13 protein-coding genes and 2 pseudogenes are annotated in these 14,461 nt (G+C 70.0%); 12 read left to right on the top strand and 3 right to left on the bottom strand.

From position 1 onward, the window contains the following. The first annotated feature begins 313 nt into the window (after positions 1-313). The 11 genes and pseudogenes from ACQPY0_RS06205 to ACQPY0_RS06155 form a co-directional block, all read left to right on the top strand. Complete coding sequence (locus tag ACQPY0_RS06205) at positions 314-766, top strand: hypothetical protein (RefSeq protein WP_432985814.1); 453 nt, start codon at positions 314-316, stop codon at positions 764-766. Next, positions 763-2,034 (top strand): hypothetical protein, encoded by a 1,272-nt coding sequence (locus tag ACQPY0_RS06200; RefSeq protein WP_432985812.1) that lies wholly within the window; start codon positions 763-765, stop codon positions 2,032-2,034. The genes ACQPY0_RS06205 and ACQPY0_RS06200 overlap by 4 nt, the downstream gene beginning before the upstream one ends. After that, the gene (locus ACQPY0_RS06195; protein WP_432985811.1) at positions 2,031-3,125 is read left to right on the top strand and encodes a S8 family serine peptidase; all 1,095 of its coding nucleotides are present in this window, start codon (positions 2,031-2,033) and stop codon (positions 3,123-3,125) included. Before ACQPY0_RS06200 ends, ACQPY0_RS06195 begins: the two co-directional genes overlap by 4 nt. 44 nt (positions 3,126-3,169) lie before the next feature. Beyond that, entirely contained in the window at positions 3,170-3,769 is a 600-nt protein-coding gene (locus ACQPY0_RS06190; RefSeq protein ID WP_432985809.1) for a S8 family serine peptidase, read from the top strand. A gap of 357 nt (positions 3,770-4,126) precedes the next feature. Beyond that, on the top strand, positions 4,127-4,411 hold the full coding sequence (locus ACQPY0_RS06185) for a 4a-hydroxytetrahydrobiopterin dehydratase (RefSeq protein WP_432985807.1): 285 nt from the start codon (positions 4,127-4,129) through the stop codon (positions 4,409-4,411). A 63-nt stretch (positions 4,412-4,474) separates the two neighbouring features. After that, positions 4,475-5,911: a TldD/PmbA family protein gene (locus tag ACQPY0_RS06180; protein WP_432985805.1), complete on the top strand. Its 1,437-nt coding sequence runs from the start codon at positions 4,475-4,477 to the stop codon at positions 5,909-5,911. Then, positions 5,908-7,287, top strand: a complete 1,380-nt coding sequence (locus ACQPY0_RS06175) for a TldD/PmbA family protein (RefSeq protein WP_432985803.1) — start codon at positions 5,908-5,910, stop codon at positions 7,285-7,287. Before ACQPY0_RS06180 ends, ACQPY0_RS06175 begins: the two co-directional genes overlap by 4 nt. Positions 7,288-7,951: 664 nt before the next feature. Next, the gene (locus ACQPY0_RS06170; RefSeq protein WP_432985801.1) at positions 7,952-8,773 is read left to right on the top strand and encodes a hypothetical protein; all 822 of its coding nucleotides are present in this window, start codon (positions 7,952-7,954) and stop codon (positions 8,771-8,773) included. 9 nt (positions 8,774-8,782) lie between these two features. After that, entirely contained in the window at positions 8,783-10,648 is a 1,866-nt protein-coding gene (locus ACQPY0_RS06165; RefSeq protein ID WP_432985799.1) for a fumarate reductase/succinate dehydrogenase flavoprotein subunit, read from the top strand. After that, positions 10,648-11,401 (top strand): annotated as a pseudogene (locus tag ACQPY0_RS06160) (succinate dehydrogenase/fumarate reductase iron-sulfur subunit); the annotation flags it as partial. The gene ACQPY0_RS06165 and the pseudogene ACQPY0_RS06160, both read left to right, overlap by 1 nt. A gap of 86 nt (positions 11,402-11,487) precedes the next feature. Further along, positions 11,488-11,631: pseudogene (locus tag ACQPY0_RS06155) on the top strand (succinate dehydrogenase/fumarate reductase iron-sulfur subunit); the annotation flags it as partial. A 27-nt stretch (positions 11,632-11,658) separates the two neighbouring features. Here the strand turns inward: ACQPY0_RS06155 and ACQPY0_RS06150 are convergent. Then, positions 11,659-12,144: a DUF1990 family protein gene (locus ACQPY0_RS06150; RefSeq protein WP_432985797.1), complete on the bottom strand. Its 486-nt coding sequence runs from the start codon at positions 12,142-12,144 to the stop codon at positions 11,659-11,661. A 23-nt stretch (positions 12,145-12,167) separates the two neighbouring features. Further along, complete coding sequence (locus ACQPY0_RS06145; RefSeq protein WP_432995031.1) at positions 12,168-12,560, bottom strand: (deoxy)nucleoside triphosphate pyrophosphohydrolase; 393 nt, start codon at positions 12,558-12,560, stop codon at positions 12,168-12,170. A gap of 206 nt (positions 12,561-12,766) precedes the next feature. Between ACQPY0_RS06145 and ACQPY0_RS06140 the strand changes: the two genes are divergently transcribed. Continuing rightward, positions 12,767-13,084, top strand: a complete 318-nt coding sequence (locus tag ACQPY0_RS06140) for a 4a-hydroxytetrahydrobiopterin dehydratase (protein ID WP_432985795.1) — start codon at positions 12,767-12,769, stop codon at positions 13,082-13,084. Positions 13,085-13,347: 263 nt separating this feature from the next. On the opposite strand, the gene ychF is transcribed toward ACQPY0_RS06140, so the two are convergent. Next, positions 13,348-14,421, bottom strand: a complete 1,074-nt coding sequence (gene ychF / locus ACQPY0_RS06135) for a redox-regulated ATPase YchF (RefSeq protein ID WP_432985793.1) — start codon at positions 14,419-14,421, stop codon at positions 13,348-13,350. Positions 14,422-14,461 lie beyond the last annotated feature (40 nt).

Here is a 14,461-nt window from a genome sequence, read left to right as displayed (position 1 = left end):
CGGATCTGCTCTGCCCGCGCCCGCAACGGCTCGACTCCAGGCGCGACGAACAGCAGCGTCAAGCGCCCGCGCAACCGATCCCCGAACTCGGCGAACGCCCGCATGGCCGCCTCGGCCGCGTCATGGTCGAGCCCCCGGGCCGACGCACAGAGAAATGCGGCCCCGTGCGGGGCATGCAGATTCCCGGGCGCCCAGGTGTCAACGCAGCGCACCAGCAGTTCGCGCGTTACCGCACGTATCGACATATCGTCCTTTCTACTCCTGCACGGCTGGACTACCTTGAGCGTGTCACCACACGGACGGGGGAGGCACCGTGGCGGACGGCAGGCGCATCGAAATCGATGCCAACGGCATGCGAGACTTCAGCGCCAAGCTCCAGACCTACGTAGACAAGGACATCGCACCGACGACGGAGTTCGTCAGGCAACAGTTGCAGACGTTCGGGGCGTTCGGCATCCACAGCGCGAGCCCAGTGGTCCAGGACGCGGCAAAGAGGTACTGGCTGGTAATGGATCAGGCCATCACGTTCCTGCGCGCACTGTCGCACAACACGGACACGCTCGCCAAGACGGCGAAGGATATCGTCACGACGTACCACGACGCGGACGTCAGCTCCGTCGACTTCCTGCACGCGGTGGAGGGTGGCGTGTCGACGCAGCTAACCAAGTCCGAACAGGCGGCCGCGGCCGCCGACCAGCGCGCCGAGACCCAGGATCGCCTCGACCTGCTCCACGAGCGGGGTGGCCTGCGCGGGGGAGCCGCGTGAGCGCCTATCTGCATTACACCGTCCGCGAAATCTGGGAGATGGTGGCGCACGAGAGCGCGGCCAGCCACGCTGAGGCCGCGCGGGCCTGGGAGGCGAAGCACTCGATGCTCCGCACCCAAATCGGAAACCTCAAAAAGCTCCGCCAAGACCTGGCCGACGCGTGGACGCCGGAGGGCAGTCCTGCGGCACAGGCGTTCCTCAACCAGATCGATCAGACCATGTCGGTCATGACGACGGCGCAGGAGGCGGCCAGCCAGGCCAAGACGTCGTACACCAAGGTGACGGGCGCATTGATCAGCGCGCAGCAGCGGATCAAGCCGCTGCACGACGCCTATGATGATCCGAAGGCGGCGTGGCGGGCGTACCTCGCGAAGACTCCTGCGGCCTCGCTGGTGAGCATCCTGCCCGACGATTGGGCGCCGAACGTGGGCGTGCCCGGCCTCGCCACGGAAGTGGTGATGCGCCAGCATCGTGAGGAGCTCGACAAGCAGGCCCGCGCAATCATGGACGACACCGACGCGAGGGTCTCCGCCGCCACCGAGCAGCCCGTCTACATGCCGCAGTTGAAGCGGTACGACGAGGCGGCGGCCCCGTCCGTGCCATCGAACCCGCACGGCGGTGGAAGCGGCTCGTCCGGCGGCGCTGGCCAACACCTGCCCGCGCCCGTCTTCGAACCGCCCCCGCCGAACCCGGACCTGGTTAGCGCCAGCCCGGGGCCGGCGACCCCGCCGGTTCCGTTCGACCTAGGTCCGTTCCTGACCGGAACTCCGACACCGGTGAGCCCGCCGGTGCTGAAGCCTCCCCCGCCCCCGCCGGTCGCACCACTCATCGGGCCGCCAATCGCGCTGCCGCCGCCCGTACCGCTGCCGGGACCACCGCCGAAGACGGGCTGGTTGCCACAAACGCCAGGCAAGCTGATGCCAACCAGCGGCCTCATCGAGCGGCCGACCGCCCAGCCCATTGCCAGCCGCCCGGCCCGCGCAGCCCTCGGCGAGCCCGGCGTCATCGGCGGCCGCGCCGCGCAGAGTGCCGGCCGGCCGCCCATGGGCCGCCCGGCCGCCGAGCCGGGCGGGGAGGGCGGCGAACGTCTGCCGGGCGGTGGGTGGCGGGATCGCAGTTATGAGGCTTACACCAAACGCCGATCCGGGCGCAAACGGCCGGAGGATGAGGTATGGCAAGTGGCGCAGGGTGTGGCGCCTGTGCTTGAGGCGCCACCGGTCGTGCCCACTGGCGACGTGCCGCCCGGCGTGATCGGGATCGACCGTTGATCCTTCGACGTCTCGTGCCGCCGTTGGTTGCGGCGGCGCTCGCAGTCTCGGTCTTCCCGGCTCCGGCGCTCGCTGACGCGGTCCGCGATCAGCAGTGGTATCTCGGTTTCCTCCATGTCGCCGAGGCGCAGCGGCTTAGCCAGGGCGAGGGTGTTCTCGTCGCCGTCGCGGACTCCGGCGTCGACGCGACCGTGCCGGAGTTGGCCGGAGCCGTGGTGCCGGGCAAGGACTTCGGCGGCAACACGGGTGACGGTCGGAAAGACCCATCGGGTCACGGCACCGCCATGGCCGCGCTCATCGCCGGACGCGGCCGAGGTGGTAACAACGGCGTGCTGGGCATGGCCCCGAAAGCGGCCATCCTGCCGATCCAGCTCTCCCGCGATATCGACTTCGGCGGCGACCCCCGCGACGTCGCCGCCGCAATCGACTACGCCGCAGGCAAGGGTGCCAAGGTCATCTGTCTCTCACTCGGCACCAGCGACACCGACGTAGTTCGGACCGCGATCGCCAACGCCATCGCCGCCGACGTCGTCGTGGTCGCCGCGGCCGGCAACAAGCCGGAACGCGGCAGCGTCGACTTCCCCGCCAACGTATCCGGCGTCGTCGCGGTCGGCGCTGTCGACCGCAACGGCGAACGGGCAGCGGTCTCGGTCGCCGGGCCCGAGCTCATCGTGGTCGCGCCCGGCGTCGACATCGTCTCCCTCGACATCGGCGGGAGAACGCGCACCGCCACGGGCACCAGCGACTCCAATGCACTCGTCGTCGGCGCCATCGCCCTCATTCGCGCGAGGTATCCCCAGCTCAAGGGCCCCGACGTTGTGCGCCGGTTGACCGAGACCGCGCAGGACAAGGGTGAACCCGGACGTGATCCGGTGTACGGCTACGGCGTCATCGACCTCGTCAAGGCGCTCACCGCCGAGGTCGCACCCGCCACGAGCAGCCCCGCGCCGCCGCAGCCGAGTCAAAGCGCCCCGACAGGCAGTGGCGGCAAGGGCGCGGCGGTGTTCGCGGCGATCGGCGCCGCGGTGGTCGTGGTGGTGTTCATCGCGGTGCTGCAGGCCATCATTCGCAGCCGTCGGCGCCGCCCGTGACCCTCCGCCGCAGCGCCGCCATCCTCACTGTCATCGTCCTCGCAGTGGCCTTTCCTATGCCGGCCTTCGCGGACGAGGTTCGCGACAGGCAATGGCATCGCGGCTTCCTCCACGTCGCGGAGGCGTACCAGATCAGCCAGGGCGAGGGCGCCCTGGTCGCCGTCGAGGACTCCGGCGTGGACGCGTCCGCACCGGAACTCGCCGGCGCCGTCGTACCTGGCAAGGATCTCGGCGGCGGCCGCAAGGACACCAACGGCCACGGCACCGCCGTGGCCGGGCTCATCGCCGGGCGCGGCAAGAGCGCCAACCGCGGCATCGCGCCGAAAGCCAAGATCCTGCCGGTCCAGGTGGCGGAGTATCTCGACTTCGGCGTCTACCCGAAAGACCTCGCCGCTGGCATCGACTTCGCCGTCAGCAGGGGTGCCAACGTCATCTCTATCTGGCTCAAGACCAGCGACTCCAAGCTCGTGCGGACGGCTATCCAGCACCCCCTCGACGCCGACGCGGTGGTCGTCGGCGCAGCTGGCAACAAACCCCAGGCCGGCGGAGTCGTCTTCCCCGCCAACATGCCTGTGTCGTCGCCGTCGGCGCCCTCGACCCGAACGGCGACCGCGCGGCCGTCTCCGTCGCCGGCCGCGAAATAACCGTGGTCGCCCCCCGGCGGCGTGCGCACCGGTACTGAAACCAGCGACTCCAACGCCATCGTCGCCGGTGCCGAGGCTCTGATCCGCTCGAAGTATCCCCAGCTCAAGGGCCCGAGGTGGTGCGGCGGCTGGCCGAGACCGCACAGGACAAGGGTGAGCCCGGACGCGATCCGGTATACGGCTACGGCGCCATCGACCTCGTCAGGGCTCTCACCGCCGACGTTCCAGCCCGTCCGCATCGGTCGTCGCCGTGGCGGGGGCGGGCTCATCCGGCGGGGTTGTGGGGGGTGGTGGTCGGTGCCGGGGTCGTGGGCTTGTTGGGGGTACTGCTGCTGCGCCGGAGAGTAGCGTCGAGGCATGGCTGACGTACTCGGCAACGACGAAGTCTCCGCCGCGCTCGAAGGGCTTGCGGGGTGGTCCGGCGGCGCGGACGGCATCGAGCGGTCGGTTACCGCGCCCTCGTTCCTGGACGGGATTCGGCTGGTCGCGGAGGTTGCGCACGTGGCCGAGCGGGCCGATCACCACCCCGACATCGACATCCGGTGGCGGACCGTGACCTTCCGGCTCTCGACGCACTCGGCGGGTGGGGTGACGGGGAAGGACATCGCGCTCGCGGGGCAGATCAACGAGCTGATCGGGTAGGGCGGACATCGACGTAGGGTCGTGTCCGCCCAAACTGTCGTACCCCCTCGGTACTGTCCAATCATGACCCACTTCGACGTAGCTACCGCGGCGGTTGAGGCGGCGCTGGCGGCCGGTGCGCGATATGCCGACGCCCGCGTGATGCATCGCCGGTCCGAGTCGATGACGGCGCGCAACGGTGAGATCGAGGACCTCAGTCAGGACGAGGATGCAGGTGTCGGCGTGCGGGCCCTGGTGGGCTCCAGTTGGGGCTTCTTCGCCGTCCCGGACCTGGGCTCCGAGGCCGCGCGGCGGGCCGGTGAGCGGGCGACGGCGATCGCGCGGGCGTCCGCGACCGTGCCGGGGCCCGCTGTGGACCTGGTCGACGTCGAGGCGCGGGTGGACTTGTGGGCGAGCGCATGCGAGGTGGACCCGCTCGGGGTGGCGCTGTCGGTGAAGGGCGACCTGCTGACCGGGGCGACGGCCGAGGCGCACAAGGCGGGCGCGGACATCGCCGAGGGGCTGTATCAGATCTGGGACACGCGGAAGTGGTTCGTCTCCTCGCAGGGGCACCGGATCGACCAGCACATCCGCGAGTCCGGGGCCGGGATCTCGGCCACGGTCATCGGCGACGGCGAGACGCAGCGGCGCTCCTATCCGTCGTATCGCGGGCAGTACGGCACGCGCGGCTGGGAGCTCGTCGACGAGCTGGACATCCCGGCGCACGCGGCCCGGGTCGCCGAGGAGGCGCGGGCCCTGCTCTCCGCGCCGCGGTGCCCGGAGGGTGAGACGACGCTGATCCTGGGCAGCGAGCAGATGGCGTTGCAGATCCACGAGTCGGTCGGGCACGCGATCGAGCTGGACCGGATTCTCGGCTGGGAGGCGGCGTTCGCGGGGACGTCGTGGCTGGATCTGGCGAAGATCAATCAGCTGCGATACGGCTCGGATCTCATGAACATCACCATCGACCCGACGATCCCGGGCGCGCTGGGCTCGTTCGGCTATGACGACGAGGGAACCCCGGCGCGGCAGCGATACGCGGTGCGGGACGGGATCTGGGTCGGCACGCTGGCGGGGCGGGACTCGGCGGCGGTCGCGGGGCTGGACTACGCGGGCAGCGTGCGGGCCGATGGGTGGGCGCGGCTGCCGATGGTCCGGATGACCAACGTCGGGCTGCTGCCGGGGCCGCACACGCTGGAGGAGATGATCGCGGCGACCGAGGACGGGGTCCTGATGGACATCAACCGGTCCTGGTCGATCGACGACAAGCGGCTCAACTTCCAGTTCGGGTGCGAGATCGGCTGGGAGATCAAGGACGGCAAGCTCGGGCGGATGCTGCGCAACCCGACCTATACCGGCATCGGGCCCCGGTTCTGGGGGTCGATGGACATGCTCGGCTCGCAGATCGTGTCGTGGGGCACGCCGAACTGCGGCAAGGGCCAGCCCGGCCAGATCGGGCACACCGGGCACCCGGCCGCGGCCGCCCGGTTCCAGAACGTGCGCGTGGGGGTGCGGGGATGAGTGTGACGGCGACGGAGACCGACCTGGCGCAGCGGGTGCTGGAGCTGGTCGGGCGCGGGATCGAGGCCGAGGTGACGGTCGAGCGGCACGCGCTGTCGCTGACCCGGTTCGCCAGCTCGTACATTCATCAGAACGTGGCCGACGAGATCACCTCGGTCCGGCTGCGGCTGCACGCCGACGGGCGCACGGCGACGACCTCGACGACGGTGCTGGGCGGGCTCGACGACCTCGTGCGGCGCGCGGTGGAGTCGATGCGGCTGGCGCCGGCCGACCCGACGTGGCCCGGGCTCGCGCCCCCGGCGCCGCTCGCGTTCGCCGGCAACGTCGACGACGAGACGGCCTCGGCGTCGCCGGAAGACCGGGCGGCGCGGGTGCGGGCCTTCGTGGGGCAGGCCGAGGGGCTGGACGTGGCCGGATACTGCCGCACGTCCGCCTCCCGGGTGGTCTACGCGAACTCGGCCGGGCAGAACCTGGCCGCGGCCCGCACGAGCGCGGCGATGGACGGCATCGCGCGCACGGGGACGTCGGACGGGCTGGCACGGCTGGCGGCGGTGCGCATCGGCGACATTGACGGGGCGGTGCTCGGCGCGCGGGCGGCGACGAAGGCGCGGGCCGGTGCGGACCCGGTGGAGCTGCCCCCGGGGAAATATGAGGTGGTACTGGAGCCGGCGGCGGTCGCCGACGTGCTGCAGATGCTCGCGATCTACGGGTTCAACGCCAAAATGGTGCTCGACCGGCAGTCGTTCCTGCAGGTGGGCGAGGAGCAGTTCGACCCGGCGGTGACGCTGGTCGAGGACGCGGCGCAGCCGGACGCGACGGCCATCCCGTTCGACGCCGAGGGCACACCGCGCAAGCGGGTGGTGCTCGTGGACCGGGGGCGGTCGGCCGCGGTGGTGCACGACCGGCGGACGGCGGCGCGGGCCGGGGACGGGGCCGAGTCGACCGGGCACGCGATTCCGGGCGGGGCCAGCTTCGGGGCGGTGCCCTCCAGCCTGCGGCTGCTGCCGGCCGAGGGGGCGGCACCGGCGGAGGTCGAGGGGCCGGCGACGGACTCGGCGGTGGCGGCGCTCGTCGCGGGGGTCGAGCGGGGGCTGCTGGTCACCGACAACCACTACACGCGGGTGCTGGACCCACGCACGCTCGTCGTCACCGGGCTGACCCGCAACGGGGTCTGGCTGATCGAGGACGGTGTGATCACCACTCCCGTGCGGAACTTCCGGTTCACGCAGTCCTATGCGCAGGCGCTCGGGCCGGGGGCGGTGCTCGGGGTCGGGACGCATGCGGTCGAGATGCCGGGGGCCTGGTCGGAGGCGGGGTTCGTGGCGCCGGCGCTGCGGTTGGCTTCGTGGAACTACACCGGGGGTGCTTCGGGCTGACCCTTCTCTGAGGATCTGGTTCGGGGGGCTGCCGGGGAGCAGGCTGCCCCCTCGACAGGGGGCCTTGCACGACCGGGGAGGCCCGCCGATGTGGGGGCGGCACGGCCTTCAGACTCAAGCGCGGCGCGCTACGGCGTCCGAGACCCCCGCCGCCGGGGAGTCGGCTGGGCACGCCATAACCTCTGAGCCCCAGGCTGCCGGGCAGTCGGCGGAGCATGACCGAAGCCGCCAGGCAGTCGGCGAAGCGCGCTGCGGCGTCCGAGATCAGAGCAACCGCACAGGCGGCGAAGCGCGCTGCGGCCGCCGCAGGCCCCGGCGGCCGGAGTCGGCGCTGCGCCCTCGGCCCTCGGCGCAGGTGCTCGGGTGCTCGGCGCTCCCCGGCATCCGAGAACCCGCAGGCGTCCGTAATCGGCTGAGCACGGTTCGAGACGGGCAAACAGCGGTAATTTAGGTAAAGCTAACCAAAGTTCTTGCTGTTACCGGTGAGGTTCCAGTGAAGTTCTGCACAACCGCGTGCGGGGTTTCCTTTAGGTCTTTCGGTACCGAGTCGGCACACGCAAGACTCCCAACGCGCCTCGCTGCGGGGATCGGGCGTAACGTGTGCACGGACCACAGATCGGTACATCAGAGAACTCTTCACCAGCCCGTCCAGGGAGTGCTCATCATGACGACCACGCCGACACGGCCTCGGTCAGTTGCTGGCGCGGGGCCCCGCGCAGCGATCAGCGCCAAGACATTGCGGACGGACGGGTGGCGGACTTACCCGTTGTCCGTCGCGGCGATTCTGCTGTTCTTCATCGTCTATTCGACGGTGCGGATTTTCATGGCGAAGTGGTACTTCGTTCCCGAACACGGATATCTCACGCCGCTGTACTCGCCGTGTCTGAGTGACTCGTGCCAAGAGGGATCGTCGCACTTCGGCACGCCGTTCGGGGAGTTCCCGCGGTGGCTGCCGCTCGGGCTCGCGGCGTTCCCGTTCGTCGCCGGGTTCCGGGTGACGTGCTACTACTACCGCAAGAGCGGGTACCGGTCGCTCTGGCTGTCGCCGCAGGCGTGCGCGGTGCAGGAGCCGCACAAGAAGTACAGCGGCGAGACGCGCTTCCCGCTGGTCTTCATGAACTCCCACCGGTACTTCTTCTACGTGGCGTCGCTGATCCTGTTGATCAACATCTGGGACGCCTTCCACGCGTTCAAGGGCGACGACGGCGGGTTCGGCATCGGGCTCGGATCGCTGATCATCGTGGTCAACGTGATCGCGCTGGCGGGCTACACGGCGAGCTGCCACGCGTGCCGGCACGTGATGGGCGGGCGGCTCAAGCACTTCTCGAAGCACCCGGTCCGATACCGGCTGTGGACGCTGATCTCCAAGCTCAACACCCGCCACGGAACGTTCGCCATGACGTCGCTGTTCACGGTCATTCTGACCGACGCGTACATCATGGCCGTGTCCGCGGGCTGGATCAACGACCTTCGAATCTGGAATTAGGACCCCCCGATGACGAACATCGAGCGACACACCTACGACGTCGTGGTGATCGGTGCGGGCGGCGCCGGGCTGCGGGCCGCCATCGAGGCCCGGCTCGCGGGCAAGAAGACCGCCATCATCTCCAAGTCGCTGTTCGGCAAGGCGCACACGGTCATGGCCGAGGGCGGCGCCGCCGCGGCCATGGGCAACGTCAATGCGAACGACAACTGGCAGGTGCACTTCCGCGACACCATGCGCGGCGGCAAGTTCCTGAACAACTTCCGGATGGCCGAGCTGCACGCCAAGGAGGCGCCGGAGCGGATCTGGGAGCTGGAGACGTACGGGGCGCTGTTCGACCGTACGAAGGACGGCAAGATCAGCCAGCGCAACTTCGGCGGGCACGAGTACCCGCGGCTGGCGCACGTCGGCGACCGGACCGGCCTGGAGCTGATCCGCACGCTGCAGCAGAAGATCGTCTCGCTGCAGCAGGAGGACTACGCGACGCACGGCGACTACGAGGCGCGGATCCGGGTCTTCCAGGAGTGCACGATCACCGAGCTGTTCATCGAGAACGGCGCGGTGTCCGGCGCGTTCGGCTACTACCGCGAGTCGGGCGAGTTCGTGCTGTTCGAGACGGCGGCGATCGTGCTGGCCACGGGCGGCGTGGGCAAGTCGTACAAGGTGACCTCGAACTCGTGGGAGTACACCGGCGACGGGCACGCGCTGGCGCTGCGCAGCGGCGCGACGCTGATCAACATGGAGTTCCTGCAGTTCCACCCGACCGGCATGGTGTGGCCGCCCTCCGTCAAGGGCATCCTGGTCACCGAGTCCGTACGCGGTGACGGCGGCGTGCTGCGCAACACCGACGGCAAGCGGTTCATGTTCGACTACGTCCCCGACGTCTTCCGCAAGCAGTACGCGGAGACCGAGGAGGAGGCGGACCGCTGGTACTCCGACCCGGACAACAACCGCCGCCCGCCGGAGCTGCTGCCGCGCGACGAGGTCGCCCGCGCGATCAACTCCGAGGTCAAGGCCGGCCGCGGCACCCAGGCCGGCGGCGTGCTGCTCGACATCGCCAGCCGCCTGCCCGCCGAGCAGGTACGCAAGCGACTCCCGTCGATGTACCACCAGTTCAAGGAGCTCGCGGACGTCGACATCACCAAGCAGCCCATGGAGGTCGGCCCGACCTGCCACTACGTGATGGGCGGTGTGGAGGTCGACGCGGACTCGGCCGCGGCGGCGGTGGCGGGCCTGTACGCGGCCGGCGAGGTGTCGGGCGGCATGCACGGCTCCAACCGGCTGGGCGGCAACTCGCTGTCGGACCTGCTGGTCTTCGGCAAGCGGGCCGGCGAGCACGCGGCCGCGTACGCCACCGCGACCGGGCGGCGCAAGCCGTCGCCGGCGTCGGTCGAGGCCGCCGTGGAGACGGCGCTGGCCCCGCTGCAGCGCGGCGAGGGCGGCGAGAACCCGTACTCGCTGCACCACGAGCTGCAGGACATCATGGGCACCCTGGTCGGCATCATCCGCCGCGAGGGCGAGCTGCGCGACTCGCTGGTGCGCCTGACCGAGCTCAAGGAGCGCGTCAAGAAGGTGGGCGTGGCCGGCGGCCGGCGGTACAACCCGGGCTGGCACCTCGCGCTCGACCTGCGCAACATGCTCGTCGTCTCCGAGTGCACCGCGATGGCCGCGCTGGAGCGCACCGAGTCCCGCGGCGGGCACACCCGCGAGGACCACCCGAAGATGGACCCGAACTGGCGCCAGGTCAACCTGGTCTGCTCGCTCGACGGCGAGGACGTCCGGCTGGAGCGCAAGCCGCTACCCGTGATGCGCCCGGAACTGCAGGGCCTGTTCGAGCGTTCCGAGCTCGCGAAGTACATGACCGACGAGGAGCTGTGATGGGTACCAAGCGCCACTTCCGCGTCTGGCGCGGCGACGACACGGGCGGCTCGCTGCAGGACTTCCAGGTGGAGGTCAACGAGGGCGAGGTCGTGCTCGACGTCATCCACCGCCTGCAGGCGACCCAGACCCCCGACCTCGCGGTCCGCTGGAACTGCAAGGCCGGCAAGTGCGGCTCCTGCTCGATGGAGATCAACGGCAAGCCGCGGCTGGGCTGCATGACGCGCATGTCCACGTTCGGCGACAATGAGACCGTCACCGTGACCCCGCTGCGCACCTTCCCGGTGATCCGCGACCTCGTCACGAACGTGAACTTCAACTACCAGAAGGCGCGCGAGCTGCCGGCCTTCGCGCCGCCGAAGGGCGTCGAGCCGGGCGAGTACCGCATGCAGCAGGTCGATGTCGAGCGGTCACAGGAGTTCCGCAAGTGCATCGAGTGCTACCTGTGCCAGAACGTGTGCCACGTGGTCCGCGACCACGAGGAGAACAAGCGGGCCTTCTCCGGCCCCCGATTCTTCATCCGGGCCGCGGAGCTGGACATGCACCCGCTGGACGCGCGCACCGACCGCAAGGAGCTCGCCCAGGCGGAGCAGGGCCTCGGCTACTGCAACATCACCAAGTGCTGCACCGAAGTCTGCCCGGAGCACATCAAGATCACCGATAATGCGATCATTCCCATGAAGGAACGCGTTGTCGATCGGAGGTACGACCCGGTGACCTGGCTTGGGCGCAAGATCTTCCGTCGTGACCAGCTGGACGAGCCGGCCCTGGCCCACGCCTCGAGCGCGGCGGGCACGACGTCCGACACGAGCACGCACTGGCACCAGCAGGGTCCGCTGCCGCAGGAGCCGGCCGTCGGCGCGGACGGCAAGCTCCCGGTGGCCGAACTCTACCTGGACCGGGCCGCCGCAGCCTCCCCGTTCGGCGACGACCAGGAGTTCCCGCTGCCGCCGGAGCAGTTGCGGTACAACCACCCGCACTGATGCTGGGATGCGGGGCCTCGGCCGCGGTCAGAGGCCCCGCATCGCCGCCGCGTAACGGTCCGTGACGCGCGCCTGCACCAGCCGCGCCACCGGCGCCCCCAGCCGCACCCACCACTTCGCCGGGCGGCTGAACGCCCGCACCTCGAACCACACGTCCCCGGCCTCGTCGCGGGAGAGCAGGAACGCCTCCTCGCCGGTCTCCACGTGCCCGGGCAGCGTGCCGAACCCGAAGCCGTAGCGGTCGGCCTCGTCGACGAGCCACACGATCTTGCACGGCACCCAGAGCCGCACCGGCCCGATCCCGATCCCGGACGCGAACTCGACCCCGAGTCCCGCCCGCTCGGCCCCCGTGCGCACCTTGAGCCCCGCCCCGACCTGCGGCCGCCAGTGCGCGAGCGCCTCGGCGGCCTCCTGGAAGCCGGCCTCGACGCGAACACGCCGGGTCACGCGATGGTAGCCATCCGGCATCGGCCCGTCACGAGTCGCCCCGACCTCGGGGTAGGTAACGTCCACGGCGTCGAAGATAACGGCCGGGCTCAGGACGGCAGCAGCGGCTCCAGCGCGTACACAATGGGCGCGTCGGCGGGCAGCCACGGCACGCTGTGCAGCTCCGCGAGCCCCAGCCAGCGAAGATCACTGTGCTCGAGCGGGAGCGGCTGCGCGCCGCCACGCAGGGTCGCGACGTAGACCCGCAGTACCGCGGTCCCGCCCAGCATCGATATGTCGCCCCCGACGCGCTCGCCGACGGTGACATCGACCCCGAGCTCCTCCTGGCACTCGCGCACCAGCGCCTGCTCCTCGGTCTCCCCCGGATCGACCTTGCCTCCGGGAAATTCCCACTTTCCGGCCATTTCGGGCGGCTGGGCGCGCTCGCAAGCCAAAACGCGCCCGTCGGAGATGATCGCCGCCCCGACGATGATCCGTGGCATCAACCGTTCGGTCTGCACGGCCAACCAGAGTGCCAGATCGAAATGAAGTTCCGGTGGCGGGCTATGCCCTGTTGTTCACCAGACGAGGGAAAAGTGGCCGTGGACAGATCCACCGGTTTCTAGTCAGACTTGCAGACACCGTTGATGACGGGCAGGCTTCGAATCGGCCACAAGCCGGCAACGATGCCGTGGGAGGGTAGGTCGACATGCGGGCCCGGTGGAGTGATGATCACCGCGACTATCTCAGCGATGCGCTGGCCTTACTGCACGGCTGGACACACGACGGCGGCGAGATCCGCCGGACGCTCCAGCTAGACGATTCCCAGCATGCGGCACTGACCGAACGAATGAAAGTGGTCGCGGACGCGGTCGGCGTCCGCCCGGACGTCCGCCGCCTGGACGGCCGCACCCAGATCCGCTTACGGGTCCCCGGCACCGACGAGTCCGACCTCTCCCCGGGCGAGATCACATTGGCGGCCCGCATCGAGGACCTGTACAAGAACATCATCGCCGGGGCGGCATAAGAGCCAGGCTCGGGCCGCATCACCTGCGGACCGCCGCTCCCGCCAGACACCGTTCGGCCGCGGCCGGCCTCTCTGCGGCGTCCGCGTGGCCAAGAGCAACCCCAGCTCTCCATCGCCACGACGGGCACGCGAACCTGCTCGCTGTTATGAGCGCACCCGTGCATCGCCCCCTGACGTGCGACGAACCGCGGCGAGGACGGCGACACCGCCCGCGGTCATTCGGCGGACGGCGTCGGACGGGTTGCGGGGGCGAGCGGGAAGCCTCAGACGTTGAAGCGGAACTCCACCACGTCGCCGTCGTGCATGATGTAGTCCTTGCCCTCGATGCGGACCCTGCCCGCTGCCTTGGCCGCGTTCATCGAGCCCGCCGTCATCAGGTCTTCGAACGACACCACCTCGGCCTTGATGAAGCCGCGCTGGAAGTCCGAGTGGATCACGCCCGCGGCCTCGGGGGCCGTCGCGCCGACCGGGATCGTCCAGGCGCGGGTCTCCTTGGGGCCGGCGGTGAGGTACGTCTGCAGGCCGAGGGTCCGGAAGCCCACCCGGATCAGCTGGTGCAGGCCGGGCTCGGGCTGGCCGATGGACGCCAGCAGTTCCAGGGCCTCGTCCTCGTCGAGGTCGGTGAGTTCCGACTCGATCTTGGCGTCCAGGAAGATGGCCTCGGCCGGGGCGACCAGGGCGCGCAGCTCGTCGAGGAAGGCGTCGTCGCTCAGGCCCGCCTCGTCGAGGTTGAAAACGTACAGGAACGGCTTCGCGGTCAGCAGGTGCAGCTCGCCGAGCTCGGAGACGTCGAAGCCGGCCGCGTAGAGCGTGTTGCCCTCATTCAGCAGCTCCCCGGCCGCCTTCGCCGCGGCGGCCACGCCCGCGCGCTCCTTGCGGACCTTGGCCTCCTTCTCCAGGCGGGGCAGGGCCTTCTCGACGGTCTGCAGATCGGCGAGGATCAGCTCGGTGTTGATCGTCTCGATGTCGTCGCGCGGGGAGATCTTGCCGTCGACGTGCACGACGTTGGGGTCGGAGAAGGCCCGCACCACCTGGCAGATCGCGGACGCGTCGCGGATGTTGGCCAGGAAGGCGTTGCCGCGGCCCTGGCCCTTCGAGGCGCCGCGCACCAGGCCCGCGATGTCGACGAACGAGACCGGCGCGGGGATGAGCTTCTGCGAGCCGTACAGCTCGGCCAGCCGCCCGAGTCGCTCGTCGGGCAGGCCGACGACACCGACGTTGGGCTCGATGGTCGCGAACGGATAGTTCGCGGCGAGCGCGTCACCCTTGGTCAGGGCGTTGAACAGGGTGCTCTTGCCCACGTTGGGCAGGCCGACGATGCCGATGCTGAGTGCCACGACTCGTCAGCTTACGCAATGGCGGACCGAAGCCACGCAG

The sequence above is a fragment of the Dactylosporangium sp. CA-233914 genome, assembly GCF_050942935.1.
GTDB lineage: Bacteria > Actinomycetota > Actinomycetes > Mycobacteriales > Micromonosporaceae > Dactylosporangium.
Note: the sequence above shows the minus strand (reverse complement) of the source record. Positions and strands in the feature narration are given on the sequence as shown.

Excerpts from the sequence above, each read along its gene's own strand:
- ACQPY0_RS06170 (WP_432985801.1), top strand. The coding sequence starts at position 7,952 with ATGACGACCACGCCGACACGGCCTCGGTCAGTTGCTGGCGCGGGGCCC.
- ACQPY0_RS06165 (WP_432985799.1), top strand. The coding sequence starts at position 8,783 with ATGACGAACATCGAGCGACACACCTACGACGTCGTGGTGATCGGTGCG.
- ACQPY0_RS06185 (WP_432985807.1), top strand. The coding sequence starts at position 4,127 with ATGGCTGACGTACTCGGCAACGACGAAGTCTCCGCCGCGCTCGAAGGG.
- ACQPY0_RS06175 (WP_432985803.1), top strand. The coding sequence starts at position 5,908 with ATGAGTGTGACGGCGACGGAGACCGACCTGGCGCAGCGGGTGCTGGAG.
- ACQPY0_RS06140 (WP_432985795.1), top strand. The coding sequence starts at position 12,767 with ATGCGGGCCCGGTGGAGTGATGATCACCGCGACTATCTCAGCGATGCG.
- ACQPY0_RS06145 (WP_432995031.1), bottom strand. The coding sequence starts at position 12,560 with ATGCCACGGATCATCGTCGGGGCGGCGATCATCTCCGACGGGCGCGTT.
- ACQPY0_RS06180 (WP_432985805.1), top strand. The coding sequence starts at position 4,475 with ATGACCCACTTCGACGTAGCTACCGCGGCGGTTGAGGCGGCGCTGGCG.